This is a genomic window from Fructobacillus ficulneus, assembly GCF_001047075.2.
Classification (GTDB): Bacteria; Bacillota; Bacilli; order Lactobacillales; family Lactobacillaceae; genus Fructobacillus; species Fructobacillus ficulneus.
Genome location: NZ_DF968003.1, coordinates 30,446 through 33,652, shown reverse-complemented (window position 1 = coordinate 33,652; position 3,207 = coordinate 30,446). Strand labels below are relative to the sequence as shown.

Sequence of the window (3,207 nt, the reverse complement as noted above, 5' to 3'; positions counted from 1 at the left end):
CCCGCCGGTGATTTGTTCGTGGGCCACCAGGTCGGCAATTTGTCCGGCATCAAGTTGGTTGAGGACCTGACCGTTCACTAAGACACCTGGAACATCAGTTAATAAAATTAACTCGTCGGCCCCGACTAAGGACGCCAGTGCTTGGGCGGCGGCATCAGCATTAACGTTGAGCAAGTCGCCCGTTACCGTTTGGGCGACGGAGTTCACCAGCCAAACCTTTCCGCTTGGCAGGGAACTGACGACTGCGGGATTCAAGGCCATGACTGCACCCACCTGGCCATACTGCTCTTGGTCTAAATAATCACCAATGAAGAGGGGGCCAACCTCCTGGTTGACCGGGTAAACCGGAATTTTGTGCGCACTAAATAAACTAGCGAATTGAGCTTGCACCACCTGGGTTAAAACTTGGTTGGTGAGGGCCATGACGGGTTTTGGAGTGACCCGGATACCCTGGTCCTTGACTGTTGGTAAGGCAAAGAAATCGCAGGCGGCAGTTATCAGTTGACCACCACCGTGGATAACGATGACTTGCTCGCCTTCAGCAACCCAGTCCTGGACTTTGTCGTAAAAGTTGGCACTGAGGGAATGGATGGCATTGCCACCGACTTTAATCACAATCATGGCTTAGCCCTCATAAGCAGCGTTGATTTCAACGTACTTATAGGTCAGGTCACAGCCCCAGGCGACACCTGATTCAGTCCCAATGTTTAAATCGACGGTCAAATCAATTTGGTCAGCGGCCAAGAGTCCTTGCAGGGCAACTTGGTCGACGTCCATTTTCTGACTATCCTTAACGAGGATTAGGTCGCCGAGAAAGATATCGAGGTGGTTGGGGTTAATTTGCGCTTGGGTCTGGCCAATGGCTTGGACAATCCGACCCCAGTTGTTTTCTTCACCGAAGAGCATGGCCTTGATCAGATTGGAACCGACAATGGCCCGAGCGACCTGGTTGGCTTCGATTGTGGAGGCGGCGTTTTTTACTTGAGCTTGGACGAACTTGTTTGATCCTTCGCCATCCTTGGCGACCATCTTTGCTAAGGCAACTAAGATGTAGTGGAGCCCCTGTTTAAAGTGGGCTAAGTCGGGGTGGTTGGCTGTAATCATGGCATTTTGGGCCTGGCCGTTGGCCATCACGAGGACCATATCGTTGGTTGACATGCAGCCATCGACCGTAATTTGGTTGAAGGATGATTGAATCAACTCGGACAAGAGACCCTGGAGGGTTTCGCCGTCAATTTGGGCATCGGTTGTGATAAAACCGAGCGTTGTCCCCATGTTGGGGTGAATCATTCCTGACCCCTTGGCAATTCCAGTCATGGTTACCGCTTGCCCGTCAATTTGGACGGTGACGGTGGCCTGCTTGGCACAGGAGTCGGTCGTGAGAATGGCCTCGGGGATGTTGGATTCGGCGGCGAGGTCAAGGCTGGTCAATCCATTAGCATACTTGTCCATTTCGAGTTGCTTACCAATCACACCGGTTGAAGCGACACCAACTAGGGCAGGGTCAATGCCTAACTTTTCAGCAGTCAGCTTGTTAGCGAGGGCGGTGTTATCGAGGCCCTCCTGGCCGGTAAAGGAATTGGCATTACCGGAGTTGATGATGATGGCTTGGAGGGCATGGTTCTGGTTAATCAAGACCTTGGTAAATTGGACCGGAGCTGCTTGGAACTGGTTCTTGGTATAGACCCCGGCAGCGGTTGCCGGCACGTCGGAAACAATCCAGGCCATGTCATCTTTTTCGCCATCTTTAAAGCCAGCATGGGCGGTTCCGGTTAAGAAGCCTTGCGGCCAGGTAAAGTCAATTTCATTCATAATAATTCCTACTTTCGGGGTTTCATTTGCAAGGGAAAAAGGTATCTTTCTTCTATATAAAAGGGCCGACCTGGTTCAGGGATTCCCGGTTCGGCCGTCAAGACCAGTTAAAAGGCGATTTGGCTGAGTTCCAACCCGGTCGTCACTGGAAAATTAAAGAACTGGTTCATGTTCTGAATGGCTTGACCAGCAGCACCCTTGATCATGTTGTCGATGACGGAGACGACCATCAGGTAACCGGTGGTTTCGTTGTAAACCAAGCCAATCTTACAGTTGTTGGTAGCGAGGACCGACTTGATGTCGGGGAGGGTTTGGTCGTAAACCTGGATGAATGGATTTTCATCGTACAGGCTGTGGTAATGGGCCAGGATAGTTTCCTCGCTGACACCGGGCTTGACCTTAGCGTAGATTGTGGCCATAATGCCACGGTCGATGGGAACCAGGGTGGTCATGAACTGTAATTGTTGAACCTTTGGGTTCCACTTCTTGAGTTCGGCCAGGATTTCGGGGATGTGCTTGTGCTCGTTGGCCTTGTAAACCTGGAGGTTTTCGTTGGCCTGGCTAAAGTGAGAAGCCGTCGATAGACCCTTACCGGCCCCAGACAAACCCGACTTAGCATCGACGACAATTGAGTCGGGTTCGATGAGGTCACACATTACCGCTGGGGCGAGGCCCAAAAGAGTGGCGGTCGCATAGCAACCAGGATTAGCGATGTAGGTCATGCCGGGATTTTCGTAAATATCGGTCAAACCGTAATAGGCCGAAGCCAGGTCCGCGGCCTTAGCCGGGTCCTGGTGGTACCATTTCTGGTATTCGGCCGGGTCCTTCAAGCGGAAGTCACCAGACAGGTCGATGACCGGAAAGTTGTGTTCCAGGTAGGGCTGGGCTAATTGACTAGTAATACCGGCTGGGGTGGCGAAGAAGATAATATCATTGTCAGCCATGACAGCATCGCTGTCGTAGGGATAGGCCCAGTCGTCAGCGGCTAAGTTCAAGCGTGGGTTCAGCTCGGCGAGACTAACTGGTTCGGTTAAGTCGTGTTGGTAAACGGTAATAACGTCAACTTCGATGTGTTCTTGGAGAAGCGAGTAAAGCTGCATGCCGGCATAACCGGTCACGCCTGTGATGGCTACATTCATAGGATGACTTCCTTTCTGGGATTATGGCAAATTAACAATTAAATTGACGTGATGAAGTGGGTACCAAGGGTAGCGGCCATCATGGCCTTGATGCCGTGTTTACGGTTTTCGGCTTCATCGAACTGGCGACCGTATTGGCTTTGGAAAACCTCGTCGGTGATTTCCATGGCTGGGAGGCCGTACTTTTCATAAACTTCTTGGCCAACTTCCGTCTTCAAATCGTGGAAGGCGGGGAGGCAGTGTAAGACAATCAATT

Annotated in this window: 3 protein-coding genes and 1 pseudogene; all 4 read right to left on the bottom strand. The window is 51.6% G+C overall.

What is annotated here, in order from left to right; translation table 11 throughout:
- On the bottom strand, nt 1-621 hold a 621-nt coding region (gene argB / locus AOQ29_RS04220; protein WP_061993281.1), incomplete at its 3' end, for an acetylglutamate kinase.
- A 3-nt stretch (nt 622-624) separates the two neighbouring features.
- The gene (argJ, locus tag AOQ29_RS04215) at nt 625-1,812 is read right to left on the bottom strand and encodes a bifunctional glutamate N-acetyltransferase/amino-acid acetyltransferase ArgJ (RefSeq protein WP_061993280.1); all 1,188 of its coding nucleotides are present in this window, start codon (nt 1,810-1,812) and stop codon (nt 625-627) included.
- A gap of 107 nt (nt 1,813-1,919) precedes the next feature.
- Nucleotides 1,920-2,951 carry an N-acetyl-gamma-glutamyl-phosphate reductase gene (gene argC, locus AOQ29_RS04210; protein ID WP_061993279.1) on the bottom strand — a complete coding sequence of 344 codons (1,032 nt, stop codon included), beginning with the start codon at nt 2,949-2,951 and terminating at the stop codon, nt 1,920-1,922.
- 38 nt (nt 2,952-2,989) lie between these two features.
- Nucleotides 2,990-3,207: pseudogene (locus AOQ29_RS08015) on the bottom strand (ornithine carbamoyltransferase); the annotation flags it as partial.